Raw genomic sequence first — 17025 nt, forward strand, 5'->3', positions numbered from 1 at the left:
TTTCAGCGGGCGCTGCAAGCACCGACGTGCTGCCCTGAAACCGGCCTTTAGGGGTCAGGCCACTTTTTCCACATGCGCCTGGCGCGTGTACAAAAAGTCGATCACCGCCTTTCGGTAGTGCAGGTATTGGGTGCTTTCAGCCAGTTCAACCCGACTGCGCGGGCGCGGCAAGTCCACGCTCAGCACCTCGCCAATCGTGGCCGACGGCCCGTTGGTCATCATCACGATCTTGTCGGACAGCAGCACCGCTTCATCGACATCGTGCGTCACCATCACCACCGTGCTCTGCGTGTTGGCAACGATCTGCAGCAGCTCGTCCTGCAGCTTGGCGCGAGTCAGCGCATCCAGCGCGCCGAAGGGCTCATCAAGCAGCAGCACTTTGGGCTCCATCGACAGCGCGCGCGCAATGCCGACGCGCTGCTTCATGCCGCCGGAGATTTCACCGGGCCGCTTTTGCGCCGCTGCACTCAAACCGACCATTGCCAGCACCGCATCGGTGCGATTTTTGAGCTGCGCCTTGCTTTCAGTCGCCGAAAACACCCGCTCGACTGCCAGATAGACGTTCTCAAAGCAGGTCAGCCAGGGCAGCAGCGAATGGTTCTGGAACACCACGGCACGCTCGGGGCCGGGGCCGGCGATTTCGCGGTTGGCGCACAGCAGCACACCTTGGCTCGGCTGGGTCAGGCCGGCAATCAGGTTGAGCAGGGTGGATTTGCCGCAGCCCGAGTGGCCGATGAGGGCCACGAATTCGCCCTTGGCGACTTTCAGGTTGACATTTTGCAGCGCGCAGAACGGGCCTTTTTGGGTCTTGAAGGTTTGTTCGACGCCCTGGATGTCGATGTAGGCGGGATTGACGGGGGTGTTCATGGTCGTGATCCTGGAGTGGGTTGGCAAATCAGCTCTTGACTTCTTCAAACGTAAACGCCGTGGCCAGCTTGATCAGCGCGTACTCCAGCATCAGGCCGACGATGCCAATCACGAAAATCGCGATGATGATGTTCTTGACGTTCAGGTTGTTCCACTCGTCCCAGACCCAAAAACCAATGCCGACGCCGCCGGTCAGCATCTCGGCAGCGACGATGACCAGCCATGCCGTGCCCACGGCCAGCCGCACGCCGGTCAGCATGTAGGGCAGCACCGAGGGGAACAGGATTTTGGTGACGATTTTCCATTCGGACAGGTTCAGGACGCGGGCCACGTTCATGTAGTCCTGCGGCACGCGCTGCACGCCGACGGCGGTGTTGATGACCATCGGCCAGATGGAGCAGATAAAAATCGTCCAGATGGCCGCCGGGTCAGCGCCCTTGAACACCAAGAGGCCAATCGGCAGCCAGGCCAGTGGCGACACCGGCCGCATCAGGCTGATGAGCGGGTTGAACATGCGGCTCAAGAAGGCGAAGCGGCCAATCAAAAATCCGGCCGGAATGCCGACGATGGCCGCCAGGCCAAAGCCCAGCGCCACGCGCTGGAGCGACGACAGCACGTTCCAGCCGACCCCCTGGTCGTTCGGCCCGTTGCGGTAGAACGGGTCGCTGAACAGCACGACCGCCTGCAAGAAGGTGTCTTTGGGCGACGGGATGCTGCCCTTGGTGGTCATGGACACCAGTTCCCAGACCAGCACCAGCAGTCCTAGCCCGAGCAGCGGCGGCAGGACGCGCAGCCACAGCGCCGAAAAATCCCGCCGGGGTTTTGCGGACAAGACTACAGCCGTCTTGTCAAGGTCTTTTACGGGCTTGGCGCTTGTTCCGTCTGCGCCTGCAGCTATCGAATGCGTAGCGCTTCGTTCCGCACCGAAAGCGACTGGCGGGGCGCTTTCGCGCGGACTGTGAAATACGGCACTGACCATGGCGTCACCTCTTCGTTGGGGTTTCAATGAAATTTCAGGAGCGGTTTCAGGCGTGAATCTTGAAGCTGTCGGCGTACTTTTTCGGGTCTTTGCCGTCCCAGACCGTGCCGTCGATGAGTTTGCTGGTGCGCATCACGTCTTTCGGAACATTCACCTTGGCGGCGCTGGCGGCCTGCTTGTAGATGTCGATCCGGTTGATCTGCTTGGCGACCGCCAGGTAGTCCGGGTGCTCCTTCATCAGGCCCCAGCGCTTGTGCTGCGTCAAAAACCACATGCCGTCGGACAGGTAGGGAAAGTTCACCGCGCCGTCGTTGAAGAACTTCATGTAGTTCGCATCCTCCCAGGTCTTGCCCATGCCGTTCTGGTAGCGGCCCAGGATGCGCTGGTTGATGGCGTCCACGCTGGTGTTGACGTAGGCTTTGCCTGCGATGGTTTCGGCCATCTTGTTTTTATTCGCCGCGCTGGCGTCAATCCATTTGCCGGCCTCCAGAATGGCGGCGGTCACGGCGCGGCAGGTGTTGGGATATTTCTGCGCGAAATCGGCGGTGGTGCCCAGTACCTTTTCAGGGTGGTCTTGCCAGATGTCCTGCGTGGTCACGGCGGTCACGCCAATGCCGTCCATGATGGCGCGCTGGTTCCACGGCTCGCCGACGCAAAAGCCGTCCATGCTGCCAATGCGCATGTTGGCCACCATCTGCGGCGGCGGCACGGTGATGACCTTGGCGTCTTTCATCGGGTTGATGCCGTTGGCGGCCAGCCAGTAGTACAGCCACATCGCATGCGTGCCCGTCGGGAAGGTCTGGGCAAAGGTGTATTCGCGCTTTTCACTGGCCATGAGTTTTGCCAAGCCGGCACCATCGACGGCGCCCTTGTCCGCGAGCTTTTTGCTCAGCGTGATGGCCTGGCCGTTGTTGTTCAGCGTCATCAAGACGGCCATGTCCTTCTTCGGGCCAGCGGTGCCCAAATGCACACCGTAGATCAGGCCGTAGAGCACATGGGCAAAGTCGAGTTCGCCGTTGACCAGCTTGTCGCGCACGCCGGCCCAGCTGGCTTCCTTGCTCGGGATGATGGTGACGCCATACTTTTTGTCGATGCCCAGCACCGACGCCATCACGACAGAGGCGCAGTCGGTCAGCGGAATGAAGCCAATCCTGACCTCCTTTTTCTCCGGCGCGTCCGAGCCTTGGGCATAAACGGCAGCGCGCAAGGCGGGGCTGACGCCCACGACACCGACGGTGGCAGCCTGCAGCACGCTGCGGCGGGTCAGGGAAGATTTGAGCAAGTCCGTCATGTCAGCAACTCCTGGAAATGAAAACTACAAAACAAAAAAAGGCGTTCGACCGGAGCCGTCACACGGGGGGTGTGAGGGCAGGGGACGAACGCCTTTGTTCTTGGACTTTGCGCTTCGCCGTTGAAGCGCAAAGTCCGGTGCTGGATTCATTGCAAAAGCTGTGCCAACCGGGGCTGATGGCTTGGCCAGAGCTTGAAATTTTCATCAAATCAGGCTGTAGTGCTTGTCCTGCTTGCGCAAACAGCTATTAAATAAATAGCATTTCGGATTTTTGGTGGATCAAAGGTTGATTGTCCTGGAGGCGCACTGTGGTTGTGCACTGCACCATTTCGGCCTGGGCCGCCTAGCCAAGCAGGTCGGCCACATCCAGCATGCGCTGCGCCACGTCGCCCAGCCGCAGGCCCTTGTCCATCGCGGCCTTGCGCAGCTTTTCATAGGCGAGTTGCTCGCTCAAGCCGTGGCGTTGCATCAGCAGGCCCTTGGCCCGGTCAATGACCTTGCGGTCTTTCAGTTCGGTGCGCGCCTCGGCCAGTTCGCGGCGCAAGCCCTGCTCGTGCTCAAAGCGCGCCATCGCCACGTCCAGAATGGGCCGGATGCGCGCGGGCTCCAGCCCGGCGACGATATAGGCGCAAACGCCCGCCGCCACGGCGTCCTTCACATGCCGGGTGTCGTCGTCATTGGTGAACAGCACAATGGGCCGGCGCTCGTCGCGCGTAGCCATCACCACATGCTCAAGCGAGTCGCGGGCATCGCTTTCGGCGTCGACGATGATCATGTCGGGCTGCAACTGCGCCAGCCGCTCGCGCAAAAAGGTGTCGGCCGGCAGCGTAGCGACCAGGTTGAAGCCGCCTTCAAGCAGGCCGATGCGCAACTGGCGTGAGCGCTCGGCGAACGCCACGGCAGCCTCGTCACCGGCATCGGCAACCATCAGGTCCGGTGCAATGACCACCAGGCGCAGGGAATGGGGCAATGTCATGCTTCTTGACTAGCAAAATTTATGCCGATGGTTGGTTTGGCTGTGGAAGCAACAGCCTTGCATTCGCGGTGGCAGGGCATTTAGGCACGCTGTTTTGCATTGGCCACAACCTCTGCGCTACTGCGCACTCAATCCTCACCGGCAGTGGTTGGGGGCAAGCATCGCCTCGCACGAAGCGGCAGGTCGTTGCGCTTAGAATCGTTCCCGCTTCGGGGTGCAGTCCTGGCCAGTGAGGGCAGGGCGGCTGAGATGGTTTCACCAAACCCGCGAACTTGAATCGGGTCATGCCGACGTAAGAAGAGCTGTCAGGACAGGGTTCACGCCCTGGCCATCACGACTTCAGGAGCACCCTGCCACCGCAGACTTTTGAAGGAATGACGACCATGGATGCCCTTGACACTGCAACACCCGCCCGCTCGCCAGCGCTTGCCGATTCCATCGTTGACGGCGTGCTGGCCTTCATGGCGCAGGATGGCGTCACTGACGAGGCTTTCAACGCCCAGGCCTTGGCGCTGTTCGCCTACCAGTTTGCCCACAACGCACCGTTCCAGCGCTTTTGCCGGCAGCGCGGCAAGACACTGCGCACCGTCAAGACCTGGCAGGACATTCCGGCCGTTCCCATCAGTGCCTTCAAGGCTCTGAGCCTGAGCTGCCAGCCGCCCGCCAGCACCGACCGCGTGTTCATGACCAGCGGCACCACGCAGGGCGACGTCAAGGGCAAGCACCACCATCCGACGCTGGCGGTGTACGACGCCTCGATGCGCGCCAACTTCGCCCGGCGCTTCATGCGCGGCCAGAGCCGCATTGCCATGGGCATCCTGTTTCCGACCGAAGCGGTGATGGCCAACTCTTCGCTGGCGCACTACCTGGCGCTGGCGCTGCAGAGCTTTGGTGCGGACGGCAGCCGCTACTTCATCGACGCTGCCGGACTCGACACGGCGGGCGTGTGCGCGGCGCTGGCGCAGGCCGAGGCCACGGGCCAGCCCTATGCGCTGCTGGGTGCGTCCTACAGCCTGGTGCACCTGATGGATGCGCTGGAAGCGCGCGGGCAAAATTTTGCCTTGCCAGTTGGCAGCCGGGTGCTGGACACCGGCGGCTTCAAGGGCCAGTCACGCGAGATTCCCATGGCGCAGTTTTATGCGCAGCTGACGGCGCTGCTGGGCGTGCCGCCCGAGAACTGCATCAACATGTACGGCATGACCGAACTCAGCACGCAGTTCTATGACGATGGCAACGCGGTGCTGCCGGCGGTCAAGTCGGGTCCGCACTGGATACGCTCGCGCCTGGTCAACCCCTTGAGCGGCGCGGAAGTGGCGCATGGCGAGCAAGGCGTGCTGGCGCACTGCGACCTGGCCAATTTCAACTCGGTGACGACCATCCTCACCGAAGACGTCGGCGTGGCGGTCACGGGCGGATTTTTGCTGCTCGGCCGCGCTGAAGGCACGCAGGCCAAGGGGTGTTCGCTGGCGGTGGAAGAGTTTTTGCAGGCCGCGCGCGCATGACAACATTGCACGCCGTGGCCGGTTACCTGCCGGGTTTCAAGGCGGACGAGCTGGCATGGCAGACGCTGCATTTCGGGACCGGCGGCGAGCGGCTCGAAGTGGCCGTGCCAGTCTTGAGCCAGGCGCAATGGGCAGCACTGGCCGAGCGCGTCAAGCAAGGCAGCCGCGCTTACCTCAAGACGCGCAGCGTGTCGCAGATCATCGCGCTGGTCGATCGCGCCATCGCGCGGCTGCTGGACCGCAGCGACCCGTATCGCCAGCAGGCCGACCGGCTGCTGCCGCTGGTCACCGGCTACGACGCCGAGACGGTGCGGCTGGGCCTGACCAGTTACCTCAAGACTTTTCGCCAGCCGCAGCTGCAGCGCTTCGTGGCCGAGGACTTTGCCAACCCCAAGCTGCTCGATGAATTCCAGCCGCGCCCCAAGGGCGGCTTTGCCAAGGCGGTGGGGCCGGAGTTGCTGGTGCATGTCTGGGCCGGCAATGTGCCGGGTTTGCCGCTGTGGAGTTTGATCTCAGGCTTGCTGGTCAAGGCGGGCAGCATTGGCAAACTGCCCAGCGCCGAGCCGCTGTTGGCCGGCTGGTTCGCCCAACTGCTGGTGGAACTGGACCCGGCGCTGGCCGACTGCCTGGCGGTGGGCTGGTGGAAGGGCGGCGACGCGCCGCTGGAGCAGGCGTTGTTTGCGCAGGCCGACCTGGTGTTGGCCTATGGCGGCAATGGCGCGCTGCAGGCATTGCGCGCGCAGGTGCCCATCACCACGCGCTTTCTGGGGTATGGCCACAAGCTCAGTTTTGGCATGGTGGCCCACGCCGCGCTGGATGCGCGCAAGGCCTTGGTCACGGCGCAGCAGGCGGCTATCGACGTGGTGCGCTACGACCAGCAGGGCTGTTATTCCCCGCAGCTGTTCTATGTCGAGCGCGGCGGCAAGGTGTCGCCGCAGGACTTCGCGCACTACCTGGGGCAAGCCATTGCCAGCCTTGAGTCCCGGTTTCCGCGCCGCACGCTGCCGCTGAATGAGGCCAGCGAGGTGGCGCGATGGAGTCAGGCGCAGGAGCTGCGGCTGATGACGCAGCCCGGTGCCAGCCTGATCGGCGATGCGGATACGCCTTGGCGCGTGGCCTATGCCGATCAATTGCAAGGGTTGGAGCCCAGCGCGTTGAACCGCACTGTGCTGGTGGTGGCGGTGGACGACCTGGCGCAGGTGCTTCCCGAGATTGCCCGCAGCCGCGTTTATCTGCAGACCGTGGGGCTGGCCGCTGCGCCTGCCGAGCTGTTTGCGCTGGCCGAACAACTGGGGCAGGCCGGCGTGACGCGAATCTGCGCGCTGGGCAGCATGACCTCGCCCGAGGCCGGCTGGCACCACGACGGACGTTTCAATTTGCTCGATTTGATTCAGATGGTCGAGATTGAACAATCGGCTGAACTGGCTGCTGAAGGCTTTGCGCCTTATGTTGATTAACGCCGCGCGCCCAACACGCCAGCACCCGGCATGAGCTTTCTGGACATGGCGCAGGTGAGCTACACCTACCCGGGCTGGCCGGCCGTGGTCGACCGGGTGGACTGGCGCATCGCGCAGGGCGAATTCCATTGCCTTGTCGGCCGCAGCGGCTGCGGCAAGACCACGCTGCTCAAACTGGCTGCCGGCCTTCTGCAGCCGAGTGCCGGGGTGATTCGCCTGCAGGGCGTGCCGCACACCCGGCCTGGCCCCGAGCTGGGCTTTGTCTTTCAGTCGCCGACGCTGCTGGAGTGGCGCACCGTGCTGGACAACGTGCTGCTGCCGCTGTCGCTGCGCCATCCGCCCACGCCGCAGGACGTGGCCAGGGCGCGCGAACTGCTGTCGCTGATGGGCTTGCTGGACTTGCAAAACCATTACCCGCGCCATCTGTCAGGCGGCCAGCAAAGCCGGGTGGCGATTGCCCGCGCGCTGGTCGGCGAGCCCGCCATGCTGCTGCTCGACGAGCCGTTTGCCGCGCTCGACGCCATCACCCGCGAAGACCTGCAGGACGACTTGCTGGCGCTGTGCCGCCTGCGCCAGACCACGGTGTTTTTCGTCACACATGACATCCGCGAAGCGGTGTATCTGGCCGACCGGGTGGCCGTGATGGCAGGCGGGCGCATCTGCCAGGACCTACAGGTGGCGCTACCCCGACCGCGCAGGCGCGACGTGCGCTACAGCCCGGCCTTCAATGCGCTGTGCGCGCAGCTCAGGTCGGGCATGGATGCCGGTGGCGAGGGCGCGTCATGAGCGCCCGCCGGGCCCATTTTTTTGCCTGGCTGCTGTTGGCCGCCGGGCTGCTGGGCTGGGAAGTGCTGGCGCGCCAGCTCAAGCTGTCGGCGCTGGTGCTGCCGCCGCCCTCGCTGGTGTTTGATGCGCTGTACAAGGGCTTGCTGTCGGGCTACTTGTGGCCGCATATTGCGCAGACGCTGCTGGAACTGGTGCTGGGGCTGGCGGCCGGCTGCGTGCTGGGCTTGGCCGGCGGCGTGGCGCTGGGTGAATCGCCCAGCCTGCGGCGATTGTTGATGCCTTATGTCATCACCAGCCAGGTCGTTCCCAAGCTGGCGCTGGCGCCGCTGTTCATTGTCTGGTTTGGCTTTGGCATGACCTCGACGGTGGTGATCACCGCGCTGGTGTGCTTTTTTCCGTTGATGGAAAACACCATGACCGGCCTGGGTCAGGTCGATCAATCGCGGCTGGAGCTGTTTCGCATGCTGGGCGCCACGCGCTGGCAGACGCTGCTGCGGCTCAAGCTGCCCTCGGCGCTGCCCGGCATGCTGGGCGGCTTTCGCGTCGCTGTGGTGCTGGCGCTGGTCGGCGCCGTCGTCGGTGAGTTCATCGGCGGCAGTTCAGGCCTGGGTGCGCTCATCATTGCCTCGCAGGGCATGATGGACACGCCGCTGATGTTTGCCGTGCTGGTGCTCATCACCTTGCTGGGCCTGCTGCTGTACCAGTTGTCCCTCGTGCTTGAAAAACGCCTGCTGGCGTCGCGTATCACCCTGCTTCCCAAACAAACTCCATCATGAAAAAAATCTTGAATCCTTCGCTTGCCCGTCGTTCATTTGCGCAGTTGGCTGCGGCCGCCACGGCTTGCGCTTTGCTGGGGCTTGGCCTGGCGGGCACCGCATTCGCCGCGCCGCCCGCCAGCCTGGAAAAATTCGTCGTCGCCGGCTGGAGCAAGCCGATCACTGAAGTGACCAACTTGCTGGTCGATGAAGACAAGGGTTTTTTCAAGGCCAAAGGCATTGCGCTGCACTACGTGCCGGGTGCGGGTGGCGGCGACGCGCTGCGCAACCTGCTGACCGGGCAGGCCGATATCGCCTTCACCGACCCGGGTTCCTTTTTCTTGGCGCTGGAAAAAGGGGAAAAGCTGCGCGCCATCTATGACATCTATCCGCAGAACGTCTTCAATGTGGTGTCGCTCAAGGGCAGCAACATCAACAAGCCGGCGGACCTGAAAGGCAAGAAGATTGGCGTCTACAGCCTGTCCAGCGGCACGCGGCAAAACCTGCTGGTGCTGCTGCACCAGGCCGGCCTGCGCGAGTCGGATGTGACCATCGTGGTAACGGGCCTGCTCAATTTCGCGCCGCTGATGCAGGGCCAGGTGGATGCCACAGCTGCTACCGACACCGGCTTGCTGGTTGGCCGGCAAAAAGGCCTGGCCGATGTCAACGTGATGGAGGTGAAAGATTATCTGAACGTTTCCAGCGACATGTTTGTGGTGCGCGAGGAGACTTATCAGCAGAAAAAGCCGCTGCTGCGCCAGTTTCTGGCGGCTTACCGCGACAGCGCCGCCTGGATGATCAGGCAACCTGACGAGGCCGCAGCGCTGGCGGTGAAGTATGCGATTGATGGCAAGGATGCAGCGGTCAATCGTGAAGTCATCGGCCTGCGGAACCTGGCCAGTGTGTCGGCGACGACGCGCAAAAACGGGCTGGGCGCTTTTGACCTGGCGGTGCTGCAAAAAGCAGCCGACACCTACCTTGCGTTGGGGCTGGTGCAGCGCCCCATCAAGGTCTCGGAAGTGGTGAGCCAAGACTTGCTGCCCGCGCCATGAATACCGCAGCCCACGGTGCAAATGCCCTGAAATTCCAGGGCCAGGTGGTGCTGGTCACCGGCGCCAGCCGGGGCATCGGTGCGGCCATAGCGCTGGCTTTCGCGCGCGAAAGCGCGCTGGTGGTCGTCAACTACTTAAGCAACGAGGCGGCTGCCAATGCGGTGGTGGCACGCTGCCAGGAATTGGGCGGCGATGGCCTGGCGATTCAGGCCGATGTCTGCTCCGAAGCAGCCGTCCAGGCCATGGTGGCGCAGGTATTGAACGAAGTCGGCCGCATTGACGTGGTGGTCAACAATGCCTTCAAGGCTTTCACCTTCGACGCGGAGCAGCGCAAAATGTTTTGGGAACTGGCCTGGAGCGACTACGAGGCGCAGCTGGACGGTGCGGTTCACGCCGCCTACAACGTCTGCCAGGCCGTGCTGCCGCATTTCAGGCAACGCGCCCGGGGCAGCATCATCAATATGGTGAGCGACCTGGTCGAGCGGCCTTCCATTCCTTACCACGACTACACCACGGCCAAGTCTGCGCTGGTCGGCTTCAGCCGCAACCTGGCCGTCGAGCTGGGGCCGTTGGGCATTCGCGTCAACTGCGTCGCGCCCGGACTGGTCTACCCCACGTCGGCCAGCCAGTACACGCCAGAAGAGGTGAGGGCGATGATCGTGGGCCAAACCCCGCTGCGCCGGGTGGCCACGCCCGACGATGTGGCCGGGCCGGTGCTGTTCCTCGCCTCGGACTGGAGCCGCTTCATGACGGGACAGGTGCTGTTTGTCGATGGCGGGCTGGTGATGAAGTAGGCTGGGCAATCACGTCTTCAGGGTCAAGCGCTTGACCTAAACTAGCCGCCATGTTTGAAAAAATGCTGGTTCTTGGAATTGAGTCGAGTTGCGATGAAACCGGCGTGGCACTGGTCGATGCCAGTGGCAGCGGCGTGCCGCGCCTGCTGTCGCACGCTTTGCACAGCCAGATCGTCATGCACCAGCCCTTTGGCGGCGTGGTGCCCGAGCTGGCCAGCCGCGACCATATCCGCCGCGTGTTGCCGCTGACGCAGGAGGCGATGCAGGGCGCGCAGCGCACGCTCGCCGATGTCGATGTGATCGCCTACACGCGCGGCCCGGGCCTGGCCGGTGCGCTGCTGGTGGGGGCTGGCGTGGCCTGCTCGCTGGCGGCTGCGCTTGGCAAGCCGGCGATGGGCGTGCACCACCTGGAAGGCCATCTGCTGTCGCCTTTTTTGAGTGCCGATCCGCCTGAATTCCCGTTTGTGGCGCTGCTGGTGTCGGGCGGGCACACGCAGTTGATGCGGGTTGATGGCGTCGGCAGTTACGAGCTGCTCGGTGAAACGATTGACGATGCAGCCGGTGAGGCTTTCGACAAGTCGGCCAAGCTGATGGGCATGCCGTATCCCGGCGGGCCGCATCTGGCCCGGCTGGCGATGAGCGGCGACGGCACGGCTTTCAAATTGCCCCGGCCCCTGCTGCACAGCGGCAATCTTGATTTTTCGTTCGCTGGCCTGAAGACTGCCGTGCTGACGCAGGCCAAAAAACTTGGCGACGACCTGGAAAGCCGCAAGGCCGACCTGGCCGCTTCCACGCAGGCGGCGATTGTGGATGTGCTGGTGAAGAAAACGCTGTCCGCCCTGTCACAAACCGCGCTCAAGCGGCTGGTGGTAGCGGGCGGCGTGGGTGCCAACGCCTTGCTGCGCAGCCAGCTCAATGCCGCTTGCCGGCAGCGCGGCATTCGCGTGCATTACCCCGAGCTGGCGTTTTGCACTGACAACGGCGCGATGATCGCCATGGCTGCCGGCATGCGACTACAGGCCGGACTGGTCGATTTGCAAAGGCTCCAGGACCGCTACACCTTTGACGTGAAACCGCGCTGGAATCTTTCCGAGATCCAGCCCGCACCCGTCCCGGCAGGCTGAACGCTTTGCCATTTCACCGGGCTTCACTACGCCCGGCTGGCGTCGTATTCTGACGCCAACAACACAGGAATTTTTCTCTTTTTTTATGCAAATTCTTTTCAAGCACACCGCTGCCGCCCTGGGGTTGGGCCTTTCATTGCTGGCCCAGGCGCAGCCCGTTTCCCAGCCGCCGGTGCGCATCGCGCTGATCGAAAGCCTGTCAGGTTCCTTTGCCAACACCGGAGAAGCCGTGTTCCGCAACCTGGTCTGGGCCACCGAACGCGTCAATGCGCGTGGCGGCGTCAAGCTGGCTGACGGCACGCACAATTTGGTGGTGGAGCGCTATGACAACAAGGGCCAGAACGAGGAATCGCTGGCAGCCCTGCGTTCGGCGATTGACGACGGCGTGACCGTCATCGCGCAGGGCAATTCATCGTCGGTGGCGGCGGCGCTTATTGACGCCATCAACAAGCACAACGAACGCGAGCCGGGCAAGCGGGTGCTGTTTTTGAACTATTCGGCAGTCGACCCGATCCTGACGAATGAGAAATGCAGCTACTGGCATTTCCGCTTCGACGCCCATGCCGACATGCGCATGGCCGCGCTGATGGACGTGTTCAAGGACGACAAAGCGATTAAAAAGGTGTACTTGATTGGCCAGGATTACAGTTTCGGCCAGGCGGTGCTGCGCGAAGGGCGCAAGCAGATTGCCGCGCAGCGGCCCGATGTCCAGATCGTCGGCGACGAGCTGCATCCGATTGGCCGCGTCAAGGATTTCATTCCGTATGCGGTCAAGATCAAGTCCAGCGGCGCGCAGGCGGTGCTGACCGGCAATTGGGGCAACGACCTGACGCTGCTCATCAAGGCGGCCAAAGAAGTCGGCTACGACGGCAAGTTCTACACCTTCTACGGCAATGCATTGGGCGTGCCCGCTGCGCTCGGCGATGCCGGGGTCGGCAAGGTGATTGCCGTGGCTGACTGGTTCCCCAACACGCCGGGCGCGGCTTCGGAGAATTTCTACCAGTCGTTTCGCCAGCGCTTTCCCCGGCCGCAGGACGACTATGTCCACATGCGCATGCAGCTGATGGTGGAAACGCTGGCCCAGAGCCTGGAGAAAGCCGGCAGCAGCGAGGCAGGTGCCGTCGCTGCGCAGATGGAAAAGGCCTCAGTGAATTTTTCCGGATTCAAGGGGACTATGCGTGCCGCCGACCACCAGTTCCAGCAGCCACTGGCCGTCGCCTTGATGGGCAAGCAGGGAACGCCGGGCGTCAAATTTGATGTTGAAGGATCGGGCTATGGTTTTCGCGTCATCAAAGCCATTTCAGCGCAGCGCGCCGAGCAACCGACTACTTGCCAGATGATTCGCCCCTGAGCGTTCGTCCCATCCATTTCACTTGTTTCAACCTCAAAAAAGGCGCACATGCGACAGACCGTCCTGAATCTTGAAGAATCCATGATCCGTCAGGTGGCGAATGCGGGCATGGGCCGCAGCGATGTGCTGAAGTTCTGGTTTGGCGAAAGTGACGAGGCCACACCGGCCTTTATCCGCGATGCCGCCATTGCCTCGCTGCAGTTGGGCGAGACGTTTTATGCGCACAACCTCGGCTTGCCGGAATTGCGCGACGCCATTGCTGCATATTCCACGGGCTTGCGTTGTGCAGGCGCGGCGGCGATTGGCGCCGACCGTATCGCCGTGACCTCGGGCGGCGTCAATGCGCTGATGCTGGCCGTGCAGGCGCTGGTCGATGCCGGTGACGAGGTGGTGGCGGTGACGCCGGTCTGGCCCAACCTGACTGCCCAGCCGCTGATCATGGGTGCCAGGCTGCGCTGCGTCAGCCTCAAGCCGGTGGCGGGCGAATGGCAGCTTGACATGGCCGAACTGCTCGCCGCCATCACGCCAGCCACCAAACTGTTGATCGTCAATGCACCGAACAACCCGACCGGCTGGACATTGAGCCGGGCCGAGCAGGAAGCCATCCTTGCGCATTGCCGTCAGACCGGCACCTGGATTCTGGCCGACGAGGTCTATGAACGCCTGTACTTTGATCCCACGCCCAATGGCTGCGCGCCCAGCTTTCTGGACGTTGCCGGCCCGGAAGACCGGTTGGTCGTCGCGCACAGCTTTTCCAAGAGCTTCCTGATGACCGGCTGGCGTCTGGGCTGGCTGGTGATGCCGGCGTCGATGACGCCGCACATGGGCAAGCTGGTCGAATTCAACACTTCCTGCGCGCCGGTGTTTATCCAGCGCGCCGGGCTGGTTGCGCTGCAAGGGACGAACAATGTCACGCCGCAACTGGTGGCGCACCTGAAAATCTGTCGCGACACCCTGGTGCCACTGTTGCAGGCGCTGCCCGGTGTTGAAGTGGCATCGGCCAAGGGCGGCATGTACGCTTTCTTCAGGCTGTCCGACCAGGACCGATTCGGTGATTCGCTGGAAACTGCCAAGCGCCTGGTGGTCGAGGCCGGGCTTGGCCTGGCGCCGGGCAATGCCTTCATGGTCAACCCGACGCCAGAGGCGCAGGGCTGGCTGCGCTGGTGTTTTGCCAGCCGCGATGTGGCCAGGCTGGAGCAGGGCGTGGAGCGGTTGCAGCGCTGGCTTGCGCTATAATCCGAGGCTCTGCGTTATGTGCGGCGGCTTGAAAAAGCAGCCCGCACAGCCCGGAAATCACGACGAAATCGGTTATCTCCCAATTGTGGGAACACTGCTTCGCTCGCCAGTCGCAACACCGTTGCAAGAGGAAAACCCATGATCGCAAAATCAATCAAGGCCGAAATTGTCAAGGACAACGCCCGTTCCGCCACCGACACCGGCAGTCCTGAAGTCCAGGTCGGCCTGTTGACCGGCCGCATCAATGAATTGATGCCCCACTTCAAGACCCACGCCAAAGACCACCACGGCCGCCGTGGCCTGCTGCGCATGGTGAGCCGTCGCCGCAAGCTGCTGGACTACCTGAAGTCCAAGGATGCATCCCGTTATATCGCGCTGATTGCCAAGCTTGGCCTGCGTAAATAATCGGTAAACCCATTTAAAAGCGCCTGAGTTAGTTCACTAGCTCAGGCGTTTTGCACTTTAAAACTGCAAAACAACCTGTTTAACCTTCAGTCATGCCTTGAGCGCGACTGATAATTTCGGAGCCAGGCCCAGCGAGCACGCGCTGTGTCATTCCACAAGACAAGCCCTGCAGATTTCCGCTTGCAGGCGTTTTATGGAATGGCATCGTGTTCAGCCAGCCGCCGCTCCGGGCTTTCGGCACCGCCTGACGTGCCTTGAAAAAATGGAGAAAACACATGAGCATTTTCAATAAAGTCACCAAGTCTTTTCAGTGGGGCCAGCACAAGGTCACGATGGAAACCGGCGAAATGGCACGCCAATCCGGCGGCGCTGTGCTGCTGGACATGGACGGCACTGTCGTTCTGGCCACCGTGGTCGCCAAGAAGGATGCCAAGCCCGGCCAGGATTTTTTCCCGCTGACCGTTGACTACCTGGAAAAGACCTACGCTGCCGGCCGCATTCCCGGCAGCTTTTTCAAGCGCGAAGGCCGTCCGAGCGAATTTGAAACGCTGACCTCACGCCTGATTGACCGCCCGATCCGCCCGCTGTTCCCTGAAGGCTTCTTCAACGAAGTGCAGGTCGTTATTCATGTGCTGTCGCTCAACCCTGAAGTCGAAGGCGACATTCCTGCCCTGATCGCTTCGAGCGCCGCGCTGGCGATTTCCGGCATTCCGTTCAACGGCCCGATCGGCGCCGCCCGCGTCGCCTACATCGGCGGCGAGTATGTGCTGAACCCCGGCAAGACCCAACTCAAAGATTCGACGATGGATCTGGTCGTCGCTGGCACCGAAGCCGCCGTGCTGATGGTCGAGTCCGAAGCCAAGCAACTGTCCGAAGAAATCATGCTGGCCGCCATCGTGTTCGGCCATGAGCAGGGCAATATCGCCATCAACGCCATCCATGAACTGGTGCGCGATGCCGGCAAGCCGGTCTGGGCGTGGCAAGCGCCCGCCAAGGACGATGTGCTGATCGCCAAAGTCGGTGCACTGGCCGAAGAAAAACTGCGCGCTGCCTACCAGATTCGCAACAAGCAGGCTCGCACGCAAGCCACGCGTGAAGTGACCGCCTGGACCAAGACGGGCCTGAAAGCCGAAGGCGTTGAATTCGACGGCGTGACCGTTGAAGGCATGCTGTTCGACATCGAAGCCAAGATTGTCCGAAGCCAGATCCTGGCCGGCGACCCGCGTATCGACGGCCGCGACACGCGCACCGTGCGCCCGATTGAAATCCGCAACAGCGTGCTGCCGCGCACCCACGGCTCGGCGCTGTTCACCCGTGGCGAAACCCAGGCGTTGGTCGTGACCACGCTGGGCACGGAGCGCGACGCGCAACGCATTGACGCCCTCAGCGGCGACTACGAAGACCGCTTCATGCTGCACTACAACATGCCTCCGTTCGCCACCGGCGAAACCGGCCGTGTTGGCTCGCCAAAGCGCCGCGAAATCGGCCACGGCCGTTTGGCCAAGCGCGCACTGATCGCCGTGCTGCCAAGCAAGGAAGAATTCCCGTACACCATGCGTGTGGTCTCGGAAATCACCGAGTCCAACGGCTCGTCGTCGATGGCTTCCGTTTGCGGCGGCTGCCTGTCGCTGATGGACGCTGGTGTGCCGATGAAAGCTCACGTGGCCGGTATCGCCATGGGCCTGATCAAGGAAGACAACCGCTTTGCCGTGTTGACCGACATCCTGGGCGACGAAGATCACTTGGGCGACATGGACTTCAAAGTGGCCGGCACGACGTTCGGCATCACCGCGCTGCAAATGGACATCAAGATTCAGGGCATCACCAAGGAAATCATGCAGGTCGCCCTGGCGCAAGCCAAGGAAGCCCGCATGCACATTCTGGGCAAGATGCAGGAAGCCATGGGCCAGGCGAATGCCGAAGTGTCCGACTTCGCGCCGCGCCTGTACGTGATGAAAATCAACCCCGAAAAGATCCGTGACGTGATCGGCAAGGGCGGCGCTGTGATTCGCGCGTTGACCGAAGAAACCGGCACGCAGATCAACATCGAGGAAGACGGCACCATCACCATCGCCTCCAACGACAGCGCCAAGGCTGACGAGGCCAAGCGCCGCATCGCCGAGATCACTGCCGAAGTCGAAATTGGCAAGGTCTATGAAGGCGCGATCACCAAGATTTTGGACTTCGGCGCGTTGGTCAACCTGATGCCGGGCAAGGACGGTCTGCTGCACATCAGCCAGATCGCTCACGAGCGCGTCGAGAAGGTGACCGATTACCTGAAAGAAGGCCAGATCATCAAGGTCAAGGTTCTTGAAACCGATGAAAAAGGCCGTGTCAAGCTGTCGATGAAGGCGCTGCTGGACCGTCCTGTTCATCAGGGTTGATTCTTAGACTGCTATAGATTTTGTAGCTGGTAGCGCATATGCAGTATGCGCCGCCAGCACAAATGA

The 17025-nt window shown here is 62.4% G+C and carries 15 protein-coding genes; 11 read left to right on the forward strand and 4 right to left on the reverse strand.

All coding sequences use genetic code 11. The features are described from left to right. Positions 1 to 54: 54 nt before the first annotated feature. The 4 genes from RCH06_RS08595 to RCH06_RS08610 form a co-directional block, all read right to left on the reverse strand. On the reverse strand, positions 55 to 867 hold the full coding sequence (locus tag RCH06_RS08595) for an ABC transporter ATP-binding protein (RefSeq protein ID WP_327081035.1): 813 nt from the start codon (positions 865 to 867) through the stop codon (positions 55 to 57). 28 nt (positions 868 to 895) lie between these two features. Continuing rightward, on the reverse strand, positions 896 to 1846 hold the full coding sequence (gene ntrB, locus RCH06_RS08600; RefSeq protein ID WP_327081036.1) for a nitrate ABC transporter permease: 951 nt from the start codon (positions 1844 to 1846) through the stop codon (positions 896 to 898). 46 nt (positions 1847 to 1892) lie between these two features. Further along, entirely contained in the window at positions 1893 to 3137 is a 1245-nt protein-coding gene (locus tag RCH06_RS08605) for a CmpA/NrtA family ABC transporter substrate-binding protein (protein WP_327081037.1), read from the reverse strand. Between the two features lie 343 nt (positions 3138 to 3480). Beyond that, the gene (locus RCH06_RS08610) at positions 3481 to 4113 is read right to left on the reverse strand and encodes an ANTAR domain-containing response regulator (RefSeq protein WP_327081038.1); all 633 of its coding nucleotides are present in this window, start codon (positions 4111 to 4113) and stop codon (positions 3481 to 3483) included. Between the two features lie 383 nt (positions 4114 to 4496). Between RCH06_RS08610 and RCH06_RS08615 the strand changes: the two genes are divergently transcribed. The 11 genes from RCH06_RS08615 (at position 4497) to pnp (ending at position 16959) form a co-directional block, all read left to right on the forward strand. Then, a complete protein-coding gene (locus tag RCH06_RS08615) occupies positions 4497 to 5615 on the forward strand; it encodes a LuxE/PaaK family acyltransferase (RefSeq protein WP_327081039.1) in 1119 nt (372 codons plus the stop codon). After that, positions 5612 to 7072, forward strand: a complete 1461-nt coding sequence (locus RCH06_RS08620) for an acyl-CoA reductase (protein WP_327081040.1) — start codon at positions 5612 to 5614, stop codon at positions 7070 to 7072. The genes RCH06_RS08615 and RCH06_RS08620 overlap by 4 nt, the downstream gene beginning before the upstream one ends. A gap of 30 nt (positions 7073 to 7102) precedes the next feature. Beyond that, complete coding sequence (locus tag RCH06_RS08625) at positions 7103 to 7858, forward strand: ABC transporter ATP-binding protein (protein WP_327081041.1); 756 nt, start codon at positions 7103 to 7105, stop codon at positions 7856 to 7858. Then, a complete protein-coding gene (locus tag RCH06_RS08630; RefSeq protein WP_327081042.1) occupies positions 7855 to 8634 on the forward strand; it encodes an ABC transporter permease in 780 nt (259 codons plus the stop codon). The genes RCH06_RS08625 and RCH06_RS08630 overlap by 4 nt, the downstream gene beginning before the upstream one ends. Then, positions 8631 to 9665 (forward strand): ABC transporter substrate-binding protein, encoded by a 1035-nt coding sequence (locus RCH06_RS08635; RefSeq protein WP_327081043.1) that lies wholly within the window; start codon positions 8631 to 8633, stop codon positions 9663 to 9665. The genes RCH06_RS08630 and RCH06_RS08635 overlap by 4 nt, the downstream gene beginning before the upstream one ends. Beyond that, positions 9662 to 10459 (forward strand): 3-oxoacyl-ACP reductase, encoded by a 798-nt coding sequence (locus RCH06_RS08640; RefSeq protein ID WP_327081044.1) that lies wholly within the window; start codon positions 9662 to 9664, stop codon positions 10457 to 10459. Before RCH06_RS08635 ends, RCH06_RS08640 begins: the two co-directional genes overlap by 4 nt. A 62-nt stretch (positions 10460 to 10521) precedes the next feature. After that, positions 10522 to 11583 (forward strand): tRNA (adenosine(37)-N6)-threonylcarbamoyltransferase complex transferase subunit TsaD, encoded by a 1062-nt coding sequence (gene tsaD / locus RCH06_RS08645; protein WP_327081073.1) that lies wholly within the window; start codon positions 10522 to 10524, stop codon positions 11581 to 11583. 85 nt (positions 11584 to 11668) lie between these two features. Then, positions 11669 to 12934 (forward strand): branched-chain amino acid ABC transporter substrate-binding protein, encoded by a 1266-nt coding sequence (locus RCH06_RS08650; RefSeq protein ID WP_327081045.1) that lies wholly within the window; start codon positions 11669 to 11671, stop codon positions 12932 to 12934. 15 nt (positions 12935 to 12949) lie between these two features. Then, a complete protein-coding gene (locus RCH06_RS08655) occupies positions 12950 to 14170 on the forward strand; it encodes a pyridoxal phosphate-dependent aminotransferase (RefSeq protein ID WP_327081074.1) in 1221 nt (406 codons plus the stop codon). A 138-nt stretch (positions 14171 to 14308) separates the two neighbouring features. Then, positions 14309 to 14575: a 30S ribosomal protein S15 gene (gene rpsO / locus RCH06_RS08660; protein ID WP_327081046.1), complete on the forward strand. Its 267-nt coding sequence runs from the start codon at positions 14309 to 14311 to the stop codon at positions 14573 to 14575. A gap of 275 nt (positions 14576 to 14850) precedes the next feature. Then, on the forward strand, positions 14851 to 16959 hold the full coding sequence (gene pnp, locus RCH06_RS08665) for a polyribonucleotide nucleotidyltransferase (protein WP_327081047.1): 2109 nt from the start codon (positions 14851 to 14853) through the stop codon (positions 16957 to 16959). Positions 16960 to 17025: the final 66 nt, after the last annotated feature.

It is taken from the genome of Polaromonas sp. CG_9.5, from assembly GCF_035984465.1.
GTDB lineage: Bacteria > Pseudomonadota > Gammaproteobacteria > Burkholderiales > Burkholderiaceae_C > Polaromonas.

What these genes read in the sequence shown, in the direction of transcription:
- RCH06_RS08595 (WP_327081035.1), bottom strand. Translation starts at nt 867, where the DNA reads ATGAACACCCCCGTCAATCCCGCCTACATCGACATCCAGGGCGTCGAA.
- ntrB (WP_327081036.1), bottom strand. Translation starts at nt 1,846, where the DNA reads ATGGTCAGTGCCGTATTTCACAGTCCGCGCGAAAGCGCCCCGCCAGTC.
- RCH06_RS08605 (WP_327081037.1), bottom strand. Translation starts at nt 3,137, where the DNA reads ATGACGGACTTGCTCAAATCTTCCCTGACCCGCCGCAGCGTGCTGCAG.
- RCH06_RS08610 (WP_327081038.1), bottom strand. Translation starts at nt 4,113, where the DNA reads ATGACATTGCCCCATTCCCTGCGCCTGGTGGTCATTGCACCGGACCTG.
- RCH06_RS08615 (WP_327081039.1), top strand. Translation starts at nt 4,497, where the DNA reads ATGGATGCCCTTGACACTGCAACACCCGCCCGCTCGCCAGCGCTTGCC.
- RCH06_RS08620 (WP_327081040.1), top strand. Translation starts at nt 5,612, where the DNA reads ATGACAACATTGCACGCCGTGGCCGGTTACCTGCCGGGTTTCAAGGCG.
- RCH06_RS08625 (WP_327081041.1), top strand. Translation starts at nt 7,103, where the DNA reads ATGAGCTTTCTGGACATGGCGCAGGTGAGCTACACCTACCCGGGCTGG.
- RCH06_RS08630 (WP_327081042.1), top strand. Translation starts at nt 7,855, where the DNA reads ATGAGCGCCCGCCGGGCCCATTTTTTTGCCTGGCTGCTGTTGGCCGCC.
- RCH06_RS08635 (WP_327081043.1), top strand. Translation starts at nt 8,631, where the DNA reads ATGAAAAAAATCTTGAATCCTTCGCTTGCCCGTCGTTCATTTGCGCAG.
- RCH06_RS08640 (WP_327081044.1), top strand. Translation starts at nt 9,662, where the DNA reads ATGAATACCGCAGCCCACGGTGCAAATGCCCTGAAATTCCAGGGCCAG.
- tsaD (WP_327081073.1), top strand. Translation starts at nt 10,522, where the DNA reads ATGCTGGTTCTTGGAATTGAGTCGAGTTGCGATGAAACCGGCGTGGCA.
- RCH06_RS08650 (WP_327081045.1), top strand. Translation starts at nt 11,669, where the DNA reads ATGCAAATTCTTTTCAAGCACACCGCTGCCGCCCTGGGGTTGGGCCTT.
- rpsO (WP_327081046.1), top strand. Translation starts at nt 14,309, where the DNA reads ATGATCGCAAAATCAATCAAGGCCGAAATTGTCAAGGACAACGCCCGT.
- pnp (WP_327081047.1), top strand. Translation starts at nt 14,851, where the DNA reads ATGAGCATTTTCAATAAAGTCACCAAGTCTTTTCAGTGGGGCCAGCAC.